Source organism: Pedobacter nototheniae (assembly GCF_004335085.1).
Classification (GTDB): Bacteria; Bacteroidota; Bacteroidia; order Sphingobacteriales; family Sphingobacteriaceae; genus Pedobacter; species Pedobacter nototheniae.
This window is the reverse complement of record NZ_RQRS01000004.1, coordinates 253,144-269,906: the sequence shown is the minus strand read 5'-3', so window position 1 is coordinate 269,906 and position 16,763 is coordinate 253,144. Positions and strand designations below refer to the sequence as shown.

The following is a 16,763-nucleotide window of genomic DNA, read 5'->3' as shown; positions in this document are numbered from 1 at the left end:
TTGAGCAGAGCATTTGCTGCAGTAAAAAGAGGAACACCCTACATATCAAACCTAGCAGCATAAATAATTCTAAAGTAATGCTTCTCAAAAAATAATTAACTTTTTGTTTGCATTAACCATAGAATACGGGTTTAGAAACAAAGTTTTGTGCCAGTGGGTATACTCCTATCCTTCAATTCTACTGATACTTGTAGGATTGCAATTAAATAAAAAGCCTGTTTTGCGTACACAAAACAGGCTTCAATTTATATTTTAGGCATCTTCACCATTCCAAATGTCATCATCGGCTTGTCTAAGTTCATCATGAAGTGAGGTTTTACTTCTAAATTCTTCATGGTGATAATTTCTTTCAGGGTTTTCTGGTAAATCTGAACCATCATTTGAGGATGTTTTACGCAGATGTTCGGGTTTCTTAACCTCAGGCAAAGCATCATGTATTACCGAAGGTTTAAGGATTTTCTTTTCGGGTTGCTGGTTGTTTTCCATACTTGTTTAGACTCAAATTTCAAGCCACAAGCAAAGGTGGAGTTAAAAATTTGTAATCAAACAATTTATTTACTGTTAAATTAGAAGCCAACTGAAAATCAGCAGAAACAAAAAACGCCTTGCTGTTAGCAAAGCGTTTTTTTATTAATAATTCCCTGTTACCCCAATTTCTAATCCTCTAAGTTCGGCAAGACCTCTTAAACGACCGATAGCGGAATATCCTGGATTGGTTACTTTCGTTAAATCATCAAGCATTTGATGCCCATGATCTGGACGGAACGGAATAGATTTAGCTCTTGTTGCATTTTCTTCAGATAGAGCCTTCATAATTTCGTACATATTTACATCGCCACCTAAGTGATCTGCTTCGTAAAAACTTCCGTCTTCATCTTTTGTTACATTTCTTAAATGCGCAAAATACACACGTTCTTTAACTGCATTAAAAATCGCTAGCGCATTATTACTTACTCCTGCGCCTAACGAGCCTGTACAGAAACAAACACCGTTAAACGCCTTATTTACGCCTTTAATGATATAGTTAAAATCTTCAAGTGTACTGGCAATACGTGGCAAACCTAAAATAGGATACGGCGGATCATCTGGATGAATCGTCATGCTTATGCCTTCTTCCGTACAAACATCAGCAATGGCACTTAAAAAATACAGTAGATTTTCTTGCAAGCCTTTTTTACCGATCGCAGCATATTCATTAATACTATTGCGTAGGGTTTCCAGTTCTATTTCCTTTTCATTAGGAATCCCCATCAGTACATTAATTCTTAAATCATCTAATTGCTGCTGATTTAAGGTTGCTGATTTTGCTTTTGCCCGGTTTAATATAGATTCAGAATAATCAGCCTCTGCTCCTGCTCTTTTTAAAATGTAAATATCGAAGATGGCTAAATCAATCCAGTTAAAGTATAAAGCTTTAGATCCATCAGTCATTTCAAGATCCAACTGTGTGCGTGTCCAATCTAAAACTGGCATAAAATTATAGCAAACAATCTTAATTCCGCATTGCGATAAATTTCGGAGTGATGTTTTATAATTCTCCAAATATTGATCTACATCTGCTCTGCGGGTTTTAATTGCTTCGTGTACTGGAACGCTTTCTACTACAGACCATGTTAAACCTGCGGCTTCAATAATGGCTTTTCTTTCCTGAATATCGGCTAATGGCCACACTTCGCCATGCGGAATATGGTGCAAAGCGGTTACAATACCAGTTGCACCGGCTTGCTTAACATCCTGAAGTGATACTGGATCGTTTGGACCATACCAACGCCAGGTTTGTTCTAATTTTTTATATTTTGTTTCCATAAATTATACGCCTGAGAATGCGCTGAACCCTCCATCTACTTTAATATTTTCGCCATTAACAAATTTAGAAGCATCGCTAAGTAAATAAACCAACGCACCTATTAGTTCATCGGGGCTACCAAAGCGCTTAAAAGGTGTTTTGGAGATAATTGCCTGTCCTCTACTGGTTAATGAACCATCTTCATTAGTTAACAAGGATCTATTTTGATTGGTAATAAAAAAACCAGGCACAATAGCGTTCATTCTTATTTTATCTTCATAACGATTAGCGAGTTCTACAGCCATCCATTTGGTATAACTATCAATTGCAGCCTTTGCAAGTGAATAACCTAATACACGGGTAAGGGCCTGTGTAGCAGAAATAGATGAAATATTGACAATGCTGCCTCCATTTTTGGCAATTTCACGACCAAAAATTTGTGTTGGCATAATGGTACCAAAAAGGTTTAAATCAAAAGCTTGTTTAAGGGCGGATACATTTAGATCAAAAACATCGTTTCCAGGTTGTACCACAGCCTCAGCAACATTACCACCAGCGGCATTAACTAAAGCATCAATCCGACCAAATTCTTTTAAAATTTTGCTATTTGCTTCAATTAAGTCTTGCTCATTTAATACATCAGCGATAATGTAAATGGCTTTACAACCTGCATTAATTACCTCTTCTACTCTTTGTTTCGCAATATCTTCATTACGGCCAATTACAACTATGGATGCCTCTGCAGAACAAAGTCCGTTTATAAAAGCCTCTCCTAATACACCTGTAGCGCCTGTAACAACTACAACCTTATCCTTTAGAGAGAAAAGGCTTTCAACTTCTTTAATCATTATTTAGATTTTTTTTGAATTTATTCAACAACTAATGTAGTTATGGAATGTGGTAAGCTGGTTGTTGTTGCCGCCTGTCCTTTTATCCATAAACTGTATTTTATTTTATCATCTGATTGGTTCATTACTACTACTGCAAGCTTTCCATCGGCATTTAAAAATGCAGTGGTTTGCAATTTATCACGGCTTGATGCTGAACCAATTCTTTTTGCACCCGGACGGATGAATTTAGAAAAGTGCCCCATGTAGTAAAAAGCATTGGTATAAATTAATTTATCATTTTGCGTATCGGCATGTACCGGTGCAAAACAGAAATTACCCACGTGGTTTGGTCCGCCTTTTTCATCTAAAAGGATATTCCAATCTGTCCATGCAGCCGTGCCTGCATTAAAATCGTTAATCATTGAGTAACCATAACGTTCGCCCAAAGTCCAGTCATCTAATTTATTTACATCATATTTTTCTTTACAACCTTCGGTAAAAATCAAGGCCTTATCTGGGTAAGCTTCATGAGTTTGTTTTACGTTACCAAACTGCATACCACTACCCGTCCATGTTTCATACCAGTGGAAACCAATACCCCAAACATATTTTGCAGCATCTTTATCATTTAAAATGGTGCTTGCTCTTTGGAAAATCTGATCACGGTTATGATCCCAGGCGATTAATTTTTTAGAGCCTAAACCTTCTTTTTGTAGAGTTGGGCCTAAGAAATTTTTAATAAAATCACGTTCTTCTTCAGCGGTAAACACACAAGATTCCCATTTTTGTTTTGCCATAGGCTCATTCTGAACGGTTAAACCCCAAATAGGCATACCCATTTTTTCGTAGGTTTTAATAAACTTCACATAGTGATTTGCCCAGCTTTGGCGATATGCAGGCAATAAGTGCCCACCTTGCACTAAACTATTATTATCCTTCATCCAAGCTGGTGGCGACCAAGGACTTACAAACAAAGGCAGTTTACCACCTGCAGCTGCTGTTGCTTGCTTAATTAAAGGAATTTTATAAGTTTCATCATGTGCAACGCTAAAGGTTTTTAAATCCTTATCGTTATCCTGCACATAAGTATAGCTTCCGCTTGAGAAATCACAACTGGCAATATTGGTACGGGCAATTGTGTAACCAATTCCTTTATCGGCACTGTAATAGGCTGTTAATAATTCTTGCTGATTTTTCTTAGAAAGTTTAGCAAACGTTTCTGCAGATGCATCTGTTAATGCGCCGCCAATGCCCACTAAAGTTTGGTATTTTATAGTTGGATCAACAAAAACACAAGGCTCGGTTTCAAATGGTTGTTTGTTTTCTACAAAGTTTAATGTTTCCGTTTTGCTAATTCTGTAATCAGAATGCTCTGCCGTGGTGTACACTGTTACTTTTTTATTGCCAACGGTGTATACTTGTGTTGCTTTTCCAACAGTTTTAATTCCCTTTTTATTTTGTGCAGCAGCTGTAAATGCTGTTGCTAAAATTAAGAGAATACCTAAGTTTTGTCTCATTTCTTTCTTGCTCTATTATTTTATAAATTAGGTTCCAATACCAAATTAAGGCATTTTAAAAAGTTATTTTGTGTGCAATATTATTAAATTATTAAGGGCTATAACCCATAAAAATGTAAACATTCCCTAGCATTTTTGAGAACCGAATAGCCAATTAACGCTAACAATTTCAAACTTAGGCTGATAAGACCATCACCATAATTATTTTAAACTTTTATTAATCTGATCCAGCAAATAGCCATTCAAATCAGAATCATATTCCCAAAACATTACTCCACCCATATTATTTTTTAAAACATATTTACATTTTTCCTTAACAGATTTTTCATCGTCGAAAGTCACATATTCTCTGCTTGTAGGATTATAAATGTAAGATGCCTTTGCTTCCTTATCATAATAAGCGGTAAAACCTTTTTGATTAATTAAACTGTCCTTAATAAAAGTATAACCTTTTCCATATCTGCTATTTAATATAGAATCACCTAAACCTTTTGTTGAGTTTTCTTTTAGTGTAAAAGAACGACTGTAAAAGGCAATTCCCATTACCAACTTATTTGGCGGAACGCCTGCAGCAACAAACTCTTTAAAGGTTTTATCGGCATAATTTTCTGCTGGATATTTCTTCGAATTATAAAGATTAGTATGGTGACCGGCAAAATCTCCATTATAGAAATCGTAAGTCATAAGGTTTACATAATCCAAGTATTGCTGTACTTTATCCATTTCAGTTTGGCGGATAAAATTGGTAAAACCGCCTACAGCTATGGTTAGCATTTTTTTTGTTTTATGTAATTGCTCTAAACTATCCAATTCCAAACGAAGCTCTTTAAGAAGCAAAGTAAAGTTCTGCTTGTCCACTGGTCTAAATATATTCCCTTTTTCACCAGCTATTGCGGGGTATTCCCAATCAATATCAACGCCATCTAAGTTGTATTGCTCAATAATTTTAACGGCACTTGCGGCAAAGGCTTTCCTTGCTGTATCGGTTAAGGCTGCATCAGAGAAATTTTCGCTCCATGCCCAACCACCAATTGAGATTAAAATTTTAAGATCAGGGTTTTTAAGTTTGAGTTTATTCAGGTTTTTAAGATTCACAGTATCGGTTGCCTCACGGTTTAGAAAAGCACGATTGTTTTTAACATTCACAAAAGCATAATTTATGTGCGTAATCTTCTGAGCAGCTATTTTAGTTACATCAACAAGGCCTTTATAGCCACCAACATAACCAATAACAACTTTTTTATTTTGTACTATTTCAGGCCGCATTGCCATTATGGCCACAATAGCAAACAGTACCAAACTGAACTTAAAAACCTTTTTCATATTTTATTTATTGCTTCTTAACAAAGCCTCAAGGTAGTAGTAATCAGCATAGTTAATAGGCACATCAATTTCAGATTTCGCAGGTAGATGCCCAGTACTATGCTCCAATATAAAACCATAATTTTCGCCCGCCTTGCTTACATATTTTGTACTTAATGATTTTAAAATTTTATCTGCGGCAGCTTTATATTTCTTGCTATTTGCTTTGCTATAACCAGCCAACTCATACAATGCAGAAGCAGTTATTGCTGCGGCAGATGCATCTCTTGGTGCATTAGGGATTTTCGGATCATTGTAATCCCAATAAGGAATACCATCCTCAGGAGTTATTTTATTACTTAATATAAAATTAGCAATCCCATCAGCTTGAGTTAAATATGCTTTATTTTTTGTTTCACGATAACATAAAGTATACCCATATAATGCCCAAGCCTGCCCACGTGCCCAAGCAGATTCATTTGCATAACCCTGTGCCGTAACTTTTTGAAGAACATTGCCACTTAAAGTATCATAATCAATTACATGCCACGAACTATAATCAGGTCTGAAATGATTTTTCATGGTTGTGTTTGCATGTGATACCGCAATTTTATAGAAAGATGAATCACCAGTTAGCTTGGTGGTTTCAAACAATAATTCGAGGTTCATCATATTATCAATAATAACCGGGTACTTCCATTTATCGGTATTGTGATCCCATGATTTTATAACCCCAGCTCTTTGGTTAAACCGTGTTGAGAGCGATTTTGCTGCCTGAATAATAACCGACCGATAGGCTGTATCTTGCGTTAAGCGGTAACCGTTTCCGAAAGGGCAATAAACCATAAAACCAAGATCGTGCGTACCTCTATTGTATTGTTCCTTTTTAATGTCTTCTGTATATTTTTTAGCTAAATCGAGCCATTTTTTATCTTTAGTATATTGATAGAAATACCAAAGCTCTGCTGGAAAAAAACCACTCGTCCAGTCTTTTGAAACCACCATTTTAAACTGGCCTTTTTCTACCGTACGTGGCGATACCAAATTTGGCTTAACCTTTCTGGCCGAATCCACATTTCTGATTAATAAATCTGTTTGTTTCTCTGCTGATTTAAATGCTTTTTCTACATCAGTTTTCTGAGCATATACAGCACTGATAGACAATAACATTAACCCAGATAGCTTAATCTTTAAATTCATACTAATTATTTTGTTTTACTTTCTTCTACTTGTTTTAAATATAATGATTTAGGGTTTAATCCTTCTTTGTTTTGCCCCTCCCAAGTGCCATCTGGCCTACCTTTTAAGCGCCCATCATATTTCTTTGCTTTTAAACCTATTGCATAGTTTTTACCACTTACATAAGGATTTTGAACCGCTGCCTTTGCGGCAGTACAATTCCATAATACCTGATTAACACCTGCCCAACCGTGCCCAGTACCCCAGTTACCACGATCTTGAATGTTTATTTCTCCATCGGTTACGATGTTATCATAAAGTGTACCTACAGCCCAGCGGTGGTGTGGGCCAATATCGGCCTTAGCGTTTTCTGATTTGCAATTATAAAACACATTTGGACCACAAACTTTAGCGCCCGTAACGTAATCGTGCCTACCCTCTGAGGCATAACAACCGATAAAAAGATTCAGCTGCCCATCGTTATTGAAAGAATATCTTCTACCGCCTATAATCTGCGATTTTGGGGCAAGGCATCTGCTTTCTAAAACCGTAATCTGTTTACTATCATGCCCTAAATTAACACACGAATACCCAAAGTACTTACTGGTTACATTCTTTATCCAGCTGTTTTCTATTTTATTAAAGGCAATTGCATCCCAACCATGATCTTCATCTGTATCACTACTATATTCAGATTCTAAATACAAACTCTCAATTCCTACTTCTGCAATACGACCATTAAATGAATATTTATAAATTTCACCTCCACCGTATTGGTCTTCCATTGCCATCACAATTGGGTTATCAATAGTAATTTCATTGCCTTTTATTGCGATAATTACTCTTTCAAATTCTAGATTATAATCCTCTGCGGTCCATTGCACCGTTCCGTTTCCAGGTTCGATTTGATCCATTTTTAAATCCTGAATCCATTTTGTTGTTCCGGGGCGGTAAACCATAATCTGATCTCCTACTTTTAAACCTTTAGTAGAAGTTACCGAGAAACTTTTAGCACCAACAGGCACATAATGATCGGTTATTTTAAGTCTCGACCCTGGAGTTTCTTTCGCTTTACCTTCTCCTGAAGCCATAATTGTTTTCCGCTGACCCTTTCCCGTTGCAATTAACTTTGTTTCATTGCCTTCGCCACGCAAAACAATTCCACTTGCTGAGATTTTTAAAGTTCCTGGAATATCGTAAGTACCTTTCTTTAATAAAATTGCTCCTCGGATTCCATTATCATCAGCTGCTTTTTTTGATAAATCATCAATAGCCTGTTGAATCTTTAGCTGATCGTTATCGCCTGTAGCGGAAATCTCAATCACAACTTTTATATTAGGAATAACTTTACCATTTTGATGATAACCAACTCTACTAAAGTCTGGTATAATATTTCCGTTTGCATCTGGAATGTATTTTAAATGACCATTATTTTCTATTTTTACAAATTGAGATTGCCATTGTTGAGCAAAGCTTTTATAGCTAATAAATAACAATAAGCATAAAGAAATAACCGAAAGATATATTTTCCTAAACACCATTTTACAACCAGATTAAAGGGTTACGAATGGGTAAATTACGAATCACTTCTTCTACCTGTGGATGATGATCGAACTTGGCCCAGGCAGTATACCAGTCCTTTTGATTGTATTCAACAGCTCCAAAAAATAATGCAGGCTGCGCAACAGGCCAATTATCCCAATACATTACATCAGGCTGCAAAGCCCACTTACTTTTATCGGCAATGAAAGGATATAAATAGGCGATTCCTTTTTTAATTGATTTGCCATCGGCTGTTTCAAAGTTCCAAAGGTTATCTTTTGGGGTAGAAATTATTTGGCAAAGCATAGTCATGGCATCCAGGTTAAAAATAGAATAGCCATAAGGTTTGGTACGGGCCAACTCTAACGGGAAACTCCCATCAACTGCCATTTGATTTGGAAGTAAATTGGTTTTAAAATTAGTTCTAATGGAATCCAGCATATTTTCATCTCCACAAAGTTTTGCGAAAGAAGCCACTTGCATAGCCCAGCAGGTAGCATGGTTATTTTTAACTGTTTTTTCCTGAATGCCCGGCTTACTTGTGTTGAGCCATAAAATATAATCGGCAAACCATTTCTTTACTCCAGCGAGCGTAGCCTTGTCAAATGTTTTTGCATTTTCCATTACAAAAGTACCCTGAGCCACTTCCATTAGGTGAATGGTATCAATAATACCATAATTACGACCTGTAAATTTTCCCTTTACTGCCTGTGCAAAAAGCAAATTTGGGTTCATTAATGTTTCAGCATTTACAAACCATGCTTTAAGATGAACAACAGCTTGTTTAACATACTTTTCATCGCCTGTAAGCTTATAAGCCGATGCCAAAGCACCAATTACCTTGCTAAAGCGAATCATAGCCTTTCGATGCGCTAAAAAATTATCTGGATTGGTTAAACCATCTCTATTAATGTAAGGTCCATCAGGATTTTTTGGATCTGGCCAAAAATAATCAGCTTCAGAAAAGAAATCGTGTTTGCCGCCTGCACTTCTAGGCGATGAGGATGCCGTAACAGTTATAGGTTGCTGTTTTAAAGCCCATGCAGCTTCTTCTAAAATTTGTTTTTTCAAAAGAGCAGTGGCTTGCTTCTCAAAATCAGAAGTAGATTTATTTTCAGGGCTTTTATCCGAAAATGCTGTGCTGGCAAAATACACCAACCCGATTAATGCAACACAAATAATTCTTTTCATAATTTTATAATGTGGTAAAAACAGTCGCTAACCCTTCTGATGAAACAGAAACTACACTTTTTCCTTTGTTTAAATTTACTTTTATAATCGCTCTACCATTGTAAGCCTGCACTTTTCTAGATCCTGATGAAGTGCCCTGATTATCAATTAATTTACCATCGCCAGTTAAACCAAAGTTAATCCAATTAATAGCATCCAAACATTGCACTCCTTTGCTATCATAAAGCTTAACTTCCATTGTTGCTACATCATCTTGTTCTGCAATTTTTTTAAGCTCCATCTTGGCTGGCTTATTCCATTTTTCGGTTTGGTAATTAAATTCAATCTCATCTGTAACCACCTCCTTACCTTTTTTAGCAATCACTTTAACTGTATTTTTTCCTTTAACGAAAGGCAAATTCCAGCGCAAACCTGCTGCTGGGTAATCCTGACTATTTCTTTTCTTTGAGCCAAAGCTTTTACCGTTTAAAAATATCTCCGCTTCGGTACAGTTAGAATATACTTTTACCATTTTCTCTTCGCCTTCATCGCCCCAACGTACAGGCCAACTATGTCCGTAAATATGCGCCATTGGCTTTTCCGTCCAATAAGATTGAAAAACATAGTACGCTTCCTTTTTAGTGAAGTCTCTTTCTACAACGCCTTTTTGATTCATATATGGCACAGGATTATCAGGTCTTACTGGGGTAGAAAAATCTTTAAATGGCCAGTAAGCGGTACCACTTAACCAAGGCATAGTTTCTTGTTCTTTTAAATGCCAATCGATTAAATTAGTGATGTATGACTCGCTCCAATCTCCATCTTTAGAAATTCTTGCTGCGCCACCATATAATGAAGCATCGCCCGCTCTTTCATCAGCACTACCTCCTGTTTTAATTTTGCTTAAAGCCTTATCAGGATTTTCTGAATGGCGCAAAGCATGGCTATCACCGCCCCACTCTACGTGCAAAAAGCGTTTAACTTTGGCAAATTCATCTTCTGATGCTTTTTTATAATCTGTATAAGCGCCACGATACCAACCCGCCCAAATGGATGGTGAATACACATCAACAATATCACTGCAAAAATCGCAACGGCGAATGGCTGTATATCGAGATGCATCGAGTTTATGAGAAAGGTCGTTAAGCTCTTTCATAAAAGTTCTGATTTTTTCTTTATCAAATTCAGGGAAATCACCAGGCCAATCGTTTTCGTTCCCCATACCCCAAATTATTATCGATGGATGATTATAGTGCTGTTCAACCATATTGGTTAGCATTCTACGGGCTTGTTGTTTATAAATTTCGCCACCTAAACCCCCACGACACCAAGGAATTTCTTCCCAAACTAAAATGCCCAAGCTATCACAAAGGTTTAAAACAATACGCGATTGCTGGTAATGACCAAGACGGATGAAATTAACCCCCATATCTTTCATCATTTGCATTTCCTGGCGAATCATACCTTCTGTCATAGCTGCGCCTACACCTGCATGATCTTCGTGACGATGGGTTCCTCGCAACAGTAAACGCTTTCCATTAAGCAGAAAGGGGCCTTTTTCTACAAAGTTGATATTTCTAAAACCGATCTTTTCTTCGCCCTTATAATTTCCTTCAGAAGATAAAACCTCATATTGTAAAGTATATAAAAGCGGTTTATCCGTATTCCAAAGTTTAGGGTGTTTAACTTCAATATCACATAGTTTTAAATCCTCTGAAATTTCTATTTTTTTATACGTTTCATTTACGATTTTACCGCTTGGATCAATCAGCTTATATTTAATACTTGCACCGCCAACATGCCCAGGGTTATAAAACCTGGTTGTAACGCTAAGTTTCCCAAGCTTACCCGCTGCATCAACTTCGGCTTTGGCAAACATTTTATCTACAGAAAGTAATGGGACATAAACCAAATTTAAATAACGATAAATGCCGCCGTAAACATTAAAATCAGAAAGATTTGAAGGAATCATTTCTAAATCCCTCGAATTATCGGTGCGGATAGAAATGGGAACCTTACCTTTAAATTGCTTGGTAAACGCTTCTGTTTTTTTGAATGCCGCAACCGCATCTGTTATATCCGCCGTCCACTCATCATAACCGCCAACGTGGCTAGCAACTTTTGTGGTGTACACGTAAACTTCAGTTTTTTGCCCTGCACCTTCAAAGTGCAATAATGTTCTTCCCTTTTGGTAAGGATTATCAATATTAAGTTGTGTGCGATACCATGAAGGCCCTTGATAATAATTCATGTCAGGATCTACAGCGTCCTGGGCATTAACACAATGCGGCAAATTTACCTTTTGCCAAAGTGGAACAGATTCCGGATTTCCCAAGCCAACTGGCCTAACAGCCTCCCAAATTCCACCTAAATCTTGCTTTAAAAACTCCCAATTACTATTTAAACGTACACTTTGCTGTGCATATAATAAAGAACTGATAAACAGTAGACTTAAAGTAATTATATATTTAATATTTTTTAACATTTCTCTTTGATTGAATAACCTCAATTTCTGCGTTAATAAACTTTTCTTAATTGTAAAGCATTTAAAACAGGTTTGCCCTCAACAGGTGTAAAATCTATTGTGATTCCTTTTCCATTTTGAACGGTTACTCTTGTTTTTTTGCTGATTGCAGTGGTATAACCAAAATCCTTCGCAAGGTTAATATTGGTTAAAAAGGCTGTTCCATTTATTGCTACTGAGAAAATTCTATTTTCTTCTATTTCTTTTTTATGGGTATTATCCAAATTATAAGCCAGGGCTTCTTTAGATATCCCGCCAACCAATTCGGCAAAATATAGCGATAGATCATACTCACCATCAGGAACATCCATCTTAAATTGCTGAATTCCTACTTGTTGGGTTTGATAAATTGGGTCATCTTTAGTATCTAAAATATTTTTATCACTGCCATAAGTAATTCGATTATTTGTGCCTTTATATGGCTCACCACCTACCCAACCCCAAGAACCTTTTCTGTATGGCTGATCTGGCATCCACAATTGATGCTGTTGCTCATCAATATAAAAGCGTTTTGAACCCAACAATACATTCATATTTTTAAAAGGAACTGATTGATCTGCAAAACGATATGGTTGCAACTGAAAATTAATATCTGCCTGATCGCTGTTATTGCCAGCCACTACACGCAATTGATTTAAGCCATCAACAAACGGAACCTGCCAACTGCAGATGTGATCTATAGCCTCTTTTATGCCTAAACTTTTGCCGTTTAAAAAAAGTTCTGCCGACTTCAAATTAGTTGCTACTTGCAGTGGTTGCGTGCTGTACAAGGAAGCAGAATCTGCCAATCCAGTTCTATCTTGCCATTGAGCCGAAGCAATTTTTAAATAAGGTTGATTTGACAGATACGCCTGATATAGAAAATAGGTGTCTTTTGGTTTGCGCCCGATGGTTAAAAGCCCTTTATTATTGATATGTGGCATGGTTTCTTCACGTGTTTCAGAATTAAAATCTGCTAAATTCCAAGCCATTCCACCACTTACAAATGGGCGTTTAAGCATTTCGTTTAAATAAATTTGGTTGAAATAAATGCCATACTCCACGCTTTTATCAAAACGCACTGGCGAAAATGAACGGATTCGTGGATCGGCATCAGCGCCATACTCGGTTACTAACATTGGTTTATCAGCCAGTTCTTGATGATGACGATCAAGGAATTTAGCAAAATCTGAAGGACTGCCTGAGTACCATCCAGAATATAGATTCCAGCCAACAATCATTGGAATTTTTGTTAAGCCAACTTTATTATAAATATCCCAGGCGCCATGATTAACTAGCAACGTATAGCGTGATGGATCTTCTTTTCTTGTTAAATCATCTAATTTTTGAGCCAACTCTCTTACATGATCGAAATAAATTTGCTGACGAGGTTTATCATTCGCAAACTTAGTGCGCAACAAAATCTCATTCATGTATGCCCAAATAATAATGCTTGGATGGTTAAAATTTTGTTTAATCATTTCCACCTGCATATCAAGGCAGTTTTTGGTAAAAGCTTCAGATTCGGTGATTGTATTTACCACAGGAATTTCAACTGATGCTAAAATCCCTAAGCGATCACAAGCTTCAAGCACTAAAGGATCTTGTGGATAATGGGCAACCCTTAAAAAATTGCCTCCCATTTTTTTCAATAGTTCTACATCTCTTATTTGCAAAGCATCCGGCGTAGCGTTGCCCAAATGTTCATAATCTTGATGACGGCTTGCTCCTATTAGTTTTAAGGGCTTATCGTTTAAGAAAAAACCCTGATTTGCATCAAATTTAAACCAACGAAAACCAAGCGGATTGGAAACCTGATCTAGTACTGTTTTAGTTTTTACATCAATAATTTTTGTTACTACTCGATATAAATAAGGATTTTCAGGCGACCATAGCTCAGGTTGTTTAATGTTATTTAAATCTTGAACAACAGTATTACTTGCTCCGGAAAGCATATTCAGGGCAGAAATTTGGGAGGATATTTCTTTCCCCTGCGCATTAAATAATGTAGTTTGTACTTGAACTTTTTTAACAATTGAGGAGTTTTCAATTATACTTTTAACCTGAACTTTTGCTGTACCAGAAGAAACTTGTGGCGTTGTAATAAAAACACCAGAACTTCCGTTTTCTTTTTGCGAAAAATGAACCGGATTGGTAATTAACAAATTTATATTGCGGTATATGCCACCAAAAAAAGTAAAATCTGCCGTTAATGGTGGTATATCTTCATTAAACCTATTATTAACTTTAACCTCAATGATGTCATCCTTATAATTTAAAAATGGTGTAATTGCTATAGTAAAACGAGTATAACTGCCAACATGCTTGCCCGCAATTTTACCATTAACTAAAACTTCGGCTTCTTGTGCAACACCATTAAAAACCAAATAAATATCTTTTCCCTTAGCAAATTCATCCAACTTTAACTTCCGCTTATAAATGCCTAAACCACGGTAATAACCAGTCTCATCATCCATAACATCTTTATCATTCCAGGTGTGCGGAAGGTTTACTTTTTCAGTTTGACCATTTTCCTTTTTAAATTCCCATTGATCGTTTAAGCTGATTAGCTTTCGGCCAGCATCTTGCGCAAAACTATTCGTTACCAAAAATGATGTAAAGAGCAATATTAAAAGTGATTTCGTACGTACGGATGATTTCTTCATATTTATTTTATCGGTATTTTTTTCTGCGTAACTGAAGTTATTTTAATTTAAGAGCTTAAAATCTTTCTCCAACTTAATGTTATTGGATGCCGTACCAATCATGAGCTTAAAATCGCCCGGTTCTGCAGTCCATTTCAATTGTTGGTTATAGAAAGAAAGTTTCTCTTTATTGATATTAAATGTGATGGTTTTACTTTCACCAGTCTTTAGCATTACTTTTTGAAAATCCTTAAGCTCCTTAACCGGTCGCACAACAGATGCAAATTTATCTTGCAAATACAGCTGCACTACTTCTTCCCCATCATATTTACCTGTATTTTTAAGGGTAAAGGAAACCGAAATTTCATCGTTCGTAGCCATTTCGGTTTTGCTAATAGCTAAATTACTGTAATCGAAAGTGGTATAACTTAAACCATAACCGAAAGCAAATTTCGGGCTATTTGGCATATCTAAATAAGCAGAGCGATAGCGTGTATCCTGATCATTTTTAGCCGGACGGCCAGTGCTTAAATAATTGTAATAAAGCGGAATCTGTCCTTCATCTCTAGGGAAAGTCATTGGTAGTTTTCCAGCCGGGTTATAGTCGCCATAAAGCACATTAGCCATCGCATTTCCAGCCTCGCTGCCCAACCACCACGTATACATAATAGCTGGAACGTTATCGGCAGTCCAATTAAAAATTAATGGGCGGCCAGCCATTAGCAACACTACAACTGGCTTTCCAGTAGCCTGAATGGCTTTTATTAAATCTTCTTGTACACCAGGAATGTGAATATTGGCTTTACTTTTAGCCTCTCCACTCATATCAAGAGTTTCGCCGATAGCCATAATTACAACATCGGCCTGTTTGGCGGTTTCTATTGCTTCAGCAAAGCCTGCAGTAGATGTACCTTCAATTTCGCAACCTTTAGCGTATAATAATTCTGTTTTATCACCTACTTTATTTTTTAATCCCTGATATAAAGAAACCAGGTTATCATTTTGCCATTGAATAGACCAAAAGCCCTGCATATCTTTTTCGGATTTACCAAGCGGACCAATTACAGCAATCTTTTTTAAGCTTTTAGAAAGTGGTAAAACCTGATTTTCATTCTTTAACAAAACGATACTCTTTTCGGCCATAACCAAAGCGTCCTTTCTATTTTGAGGAGAGTTTAATTCCTTTTCCTGACGGCTTTCGTTACTAAAACGATAAGGATCATCAAATAAACCCAATTCAAATTTCTTACGTAAAATCCTTCTTACAGCATCATCAATTAAAGCAACGGGCACTTTTTTATCTGCAACAAGCTTTGCCAGATTAGGCAAATAGCTTCTACTTTCCATATCCATATCGCTTCCAGCTTTAATAGCTAGCTCAGCAGCTTGTGCCTTATCCTTCGCATAACCGTGCGCAATCATTTCACCAATTGAGCCCCAATCGCTAACCACAAAACCACTATATTTCCATTGGCCTTTTAAAATATCTCGTTGCAAATAACTGCTTCCAGTTGCCGGAATACCATTTAAAGTATTAAAAGAGTTCATAAATGTTGCAGCGCCAGCATCAACAGCTGCTTTAAAAGGCGGTAAATATACTTCCCAAAGGGTGTGCTCACTCATATCAACCGCATTATAATCACGACCGGCAATTGCAGCGCCATAAGCGGCAAAATGCTTAGCACAAGCCATAACAGCATCTAAATTACCTAAACCCTTTCCCTGAAAGCCTTTAACCCTCGCCCTTGCTATCTGCGAACCGAGGTAAGTATCTTCTCCTGCACCTTCCATTACCCTTCCCCACCGAGGATCGCGAGCAATATCAACCATAGGTGCGAATGTCCAATGCACACCAGATGCCGCCGTTTCTCTGGCAGCAACTCTAGCACCGTTTTCTATCGCTGTTAAATCCCAACTGGCTGCCTCTGCTAAAGGAATTGGAAAAGTTACGCGATAACCGTGAATTACATCCAAGCCAAAAATCAAAGGTATTTTCATTCTCGATTGCATGGCTACTTCCTGCACCTCTCTGGTTTCTTTAGCGCCACGAACATTAAGCATTGAGCCTAACTTACCATCTTTAATATCTTTTAACTTATTTGGATTATTCGTAATGGGGCCTGTTGCATCCCTATCGCCTGTATATTGATTAAGCTGACCAATTTTTTCATCAAGTGTCATCAGTTTTAAAACTGAATCGATTTTCTTTTCAATTTTTTTATCCTGTGCCGAAGCTGCAGAAAAAGTTAAGGATAAAACTAGGGCTAAGGGTAAGTACTGTTTCATATT

11 protein-coding genes are annotated in these 16,763 nt (G+C 36.9%); all 11 read right to left on the bottom strand.

Going from position 1 to position 16,763, the window contains the following annotated elements; genetic code table 11:
• Window positions 1–252 precede the first annotated feature (252 nt).
• Window positions 253–486 (bottom strand): hypothetical protein, encoded by a 234-nt coding sequence (locus EHC72_RS05910; RefSeq protein WP_131536743.1) that lies wholly within the window; start codon window positions 484–486, stop codon window positions 253–255.
• 144 nt (window positions 487–630) lie between these two features.
• On the bottom strand, window positions 631–1,806 hold the full coding sequence (uxuA, locus tag EHC72_RS05905) for a mannonate dehydratase (protein ID WP_131536742.1): 1,176 nt from the start codon (window positions 1,804–1,806) through the stop codon (window positions 631–633).
• A gap of 3 nt (window positions 1,807–1,809) precedes the next feature.
• Window positions 1,810–2,634, bottom strand: coding sequence for an SDR family oxidoreductase (locus EHC72_RS05900; protein ID WP_131536741.1), 825 nt, complete (start codon window positions 2,632–2,634; stop codon window positions 1,810–1,812).
• A 20-nt stretch (window positions 2,635–2,654) separates the two neighbouring features.
• A complete protein-coding gene (locus EHC72_RS05895) occupies window positions 2,655–4,133 on the bottom strand; it encodes a glycoside hydrolase family 30 protein (protein WP_131536740.1) in 1,479 nt (492 codons plus the stop codon).
• A 201-nt stretch (window positions 4,134–4,334) separates the two neighbouring features.
• Window positions 4,335–5,456 carry a glycoside hydrolase family 18 protein gene (locus EHC72_RS05890; RefSeq protein ID WP_246029384.1) on the bottom strand — a complete coding sequence of 374 codons (1,122 nt, stop codon included), beginning with the start codon at window positions 5,454–5,456 and terminating at the stop codon, window positions 4,335–4,337.
• Between the two features lie 3 nt (window positions 5,457–5,459).
• Window positions 5,460–6,635, bottom strand: coding sequence for a glycoside hydrolase family 88 protein (locus EHC72_RS05885; protein WP_246029383.1), 1,176 nt, complete (start codon window positions 6,633–6,635; stop codon window positions 5,460–5,462).
• A gap of 5 nt (window positions 6,636–6,640) precedes the next feature.
• Window positions 6,641–8,155 (bottom strand): hypothetical protein, encoded by a 1,515-nt coding sequence (locus tag EHC72_RS05880; protein WP_131536739.1) that lies wholly within the window; start codon window positions 8,153–8,155, stop codon window positions 6,641–6,643.
• Window position 8,156: 1 nt separating this feature from the next.
• On the bottom strand, window positions 8,157–9,347 hold the full coding sequence (locus EHC72_RS05875) for an alginate lyase family protein (protein WP_131536738.1): 1,191 nt from the start codon (window positions 9,345–9,347) through the stop codon (window positions 8,157–8,159).
• 4 nt (window positions 9,348–9,351) lie between these two features.
• Window positions 9,352–11,811, bottom strand: coding sequence for a glycoside hydrolase family 2 TIM barrel-domain containing protein (locus tag EHC72_RS05870; RefSeq protein ID WP_131536737.1), 2,460 nt, complete (start codon window positions 11,809–11,811; stop codon window positions 9,352–9,354).
• A 32-nt stretch (window positions 11,812–11,843) separates the two neighbouring features.
• A complete protein-coding gene (locus EHC72_RS05865) occupies window positions 11,844–14,495 on the bottom strand; it encodes a glycoside hydrolase family 2 TIM barrel-domain containing protein (RefSeq protein ID WP_131536736.1) in 2,652 nt (883 codons plus the stop codon).
• Window positions 14,496–14,537: 42 nt separating this feature from the next.
• The gene (locus tag EHC72_RS05860; RefSeq protein ID WP_131536735.1) at window positions 14,538–16,760 is read right to left on the bottom strand and encodes a glycoside hydrolase family 3 N-terminal domain-containing protein; all 2,223 of its coding nucleotides are present in this window, start codon (window positions 16,758–16,760) and stop codon (window positions 14,538–14,540) included.
• Window positions 16,761–16,763: the final 3 nt, after the last annotated feature.

What these genes read in the sequence shown, in the direction of transcription:
- EHC72_RS05910 (WP_131536743.1), bottom strand. Translation starts at nt 486, where the DNA reads ATGGAAAACAACCAGCAACCCGAAAAGAAAATCCTTAAACCTTCGGTA.
- uxuA (WP_131536742.1), bottom strand. Translation starts at nt 1,806, where the DNA reads ATGGAAACAAAATATAAAAAATTAGAACAAACCTGGCGTTGGTATGGT.
- EHC72_RS05900 (WP_131536741.1), bottom strand. Translation starts at nt 2,634, where the DNA reads ATGATTAAAGAAGTTGAAAGCCTTTTCTCTCTAAAGGATAAGGTTGTA.
- EHC72_RS05895 (WP_131536740.1), bottom strand. Translation starts at nt 4,133, where the DNA reads ATGAGACAAAACTTAGGTATTCTCTTAATTTTAGCAACAGCATTTACA.
- EHC72_RS05890 (WP_246029384.1), bottom strand. Translation starts at nt 5,456, where the DNA reads ATGAAAAAGGTTTTTAAGTTCAGTTTGGTACTGTTTGCTATTGTGGCC.
- EHC72_RS05885 (WP_246029383.1), bottom strand. Translation starts at nt 6,635, where the DNA reads ATGAATTTAAAGATTAAGCTATCTGGGTTAATGTTATTGTCTATCAGT.
- EHC72_RS05880 (WP_131536739.1), bottom strand. Translation starts at nt 8,155, where the DNA reads ATGGTGTTTAGGAAAATATATCTTTCGGTTATTTCTTTATGCTTATTG.
- EHC72_RS05875 (WP_131536738.1), bottom strand. Translation starts at nt 9,347, where the DNA reads ATGAAAAGAATTATTTGTGTTGCATTAATCGGGTTGGTGTATTTTGCC.
- EHC72_RS05870 (WP_131536737.1), bottom strand. Translation starts at nt 11,811, where the DNA reads ATGTTAAAAAATATTAAATATATAATTACTTTAAGTCTACTGTTTATC.
- EHC72_RS05865 (WP_131536736.1), bottom strand. Translation starts at nt 14,495, where the DNA reads ATGAAGAAATCATCCGTACGTACGAAATCACTTTTAATATTGCTCTTT.
- EHC72_RS05860 (WP_131536735.1), bottom strand. Translation starts at nt 16,760, where the DNA reads ATGAAACAGTACTTACCCTTAGCCCTAGTTTTATCCTTAACTTTTTCT.